The organism is Streptococcus infantis (assembly GCF_047465035.1).
In the GTDB taxonomy this organism is placed as follows: domain Bacteria; phylum Bacillota; class Bacilli; order Lactobacillales; family Streptococcaceae; genus Streptococcus; species Streptococcus infantis_T.
In genome coordinates, this window is sequence record NZ_JASHAQ010000044.1 from 1 (window position 1) to 1550 (window position 1550).

Below are 1550 nucleotides of genomic sequence, written 5' to 3' on the forward strand. Positions count from 1 at the left end.
TCAGATTGAAGACAAAGTCCTTAGAACTCAAGTTTCTAAGGGCTTTTCTTTGTGTAAAGTCGTATAATAGAGGTAAGAAGAGTTGTGAGGTAATCCCTATGTTTCACAAAGAAAAACCTGATTATAATCGTAAGCAATATGGTTTCTATACGATAGATGAATTGGTCCCCAAAGATCACTTTCTTCGACAAGTAGATTCAAAGGTTGATTTTGACTTTATTTATGACTTGGTAGAAGATACCTATAGTCCAGATAATGGTCGTCCTAGTCTTGATCCTGTCATGTTAGTCAAAATTCCTTTGATCAAGTGTTTTTATGGTATCCGTTCCATGCGCCAAACCATTAAAGAGATTGAAGTAAACGTAGCCTATCGTTGGTTTCTCGGACTAACTTTAGATGATAAGGTTCCTCATTTTACTACCTATGGCAAGAATTACAGCCGTCGTTTTCAAGATAAAGAACTCATTTCTGAGATTTTTTCCCAAGTTCTCAACCAAGCTTTGTATGCTGGCTTAATTGATCCTTCTGAAATATTTGTGGATGGTACCCATATCAAAGCGGCAGCTAATAGTCACAAGTATCGTAAGGAAATGGTAGACCAACAAGCTAAATTTATGAGTGAACAATTGGCAGTTGAGATTGATTTAGATCGGAAAAAACACGCAAAAAAGTCCTTAAAGCCCGCAAAAGAAAGTGAGGCAAAAGAAAAGAAAATCTCAACAACAGATCCCGAGTGTGGTTGGTTTCACAAGGGCGAACACAAGGAAGTATTTGCCTATTCTGCTCAAGTTGCTTGCGATAAGCATGGTTGGGCCTTAGCTTATACGGTTGAAGCAGGAAATGTTCATGATAGCCAGGCTTTCCCTGCCTTATTTTCAAAGTTAGAGCCTTTCTCTCCACGCTATATAATTGCGGATTCAGGCTACAAGACCCCAGCTATTGCCCATTATTTATTAGAACGTAACATCATTCCTGTCTTTCCTTATACTCGTCCAAAGGGAGTAAAGGGGAACTTAAGACCTAGTCAGTTTGTTTATGATGCAAGTCATGACTCTTATATTTGTCCAGAGAATCAAGTATTAAGCTATCGCACTACCACTCGAGAAGGCTACCGTGAGTATAAGAGTAATCCCAAAGTATGTGTTGCCTGTCCTTTATTATCCGTTTGTACCCAAAGCCAAAATCATCAAAAAGTAGTAACGAGACATGTCTGGAAAGATGCCCTTGAATTTTGTGAGGAGATTCGTCACCAAAGAGAAATGAAAGAGCTCTATAAGAAGCGCAAAGAAACAATTGAACGGCTTTTTGGGACGGCTAAGGAGTACCATAATTTGAGATACACTAGAGAGAAAGGAAAGTCCAAAATGGAGGATCAGGTTGGGCTTACTTTGGCGTGTTTAAATATCAAAAAACTGGTGAAATGGATAGGAAATATCCCTTTTTATTTTTCTCAAATACAGATTTTCGGATGGAATATCAGATGATGAGACAACATATTTTTGAAAAGTAAAAAAGACAAACGCCAAAAATGACATTTGTCTTCGTTCTGA

The 1550-nt window shown here is 38.1% G+C and carries 1 protein-coding gene; it reads left to right on the forward strand.

The window, feature by feature from the left end; genetic code table 11:
- Positions 1-98 precede the first annotated feature (98 nt).
- Positions 99-1484 carry an IS1182 family transposase gene (locus QM406_RS10000; protein ID WP_414274119.1) on the forward strand — a complete coding sequence of 462 codons (1386 nt, stop codon included), beginning with the start codon at positions 99-101 and terminating at the stop codon, positions 1482-1484.
- Positions 1485-1550: the final 66 nt, after the last annotated feature.

What these genes read in the sequence shown, in the direction of transcription:
- QM406_RS10000 (WP_414274119.1), top strand. Translation starts at nt 99, where the DNA reads ATGTTTCACAAAGAAAAACCTGATTATAATCGTAAGCAATATGGTTTC.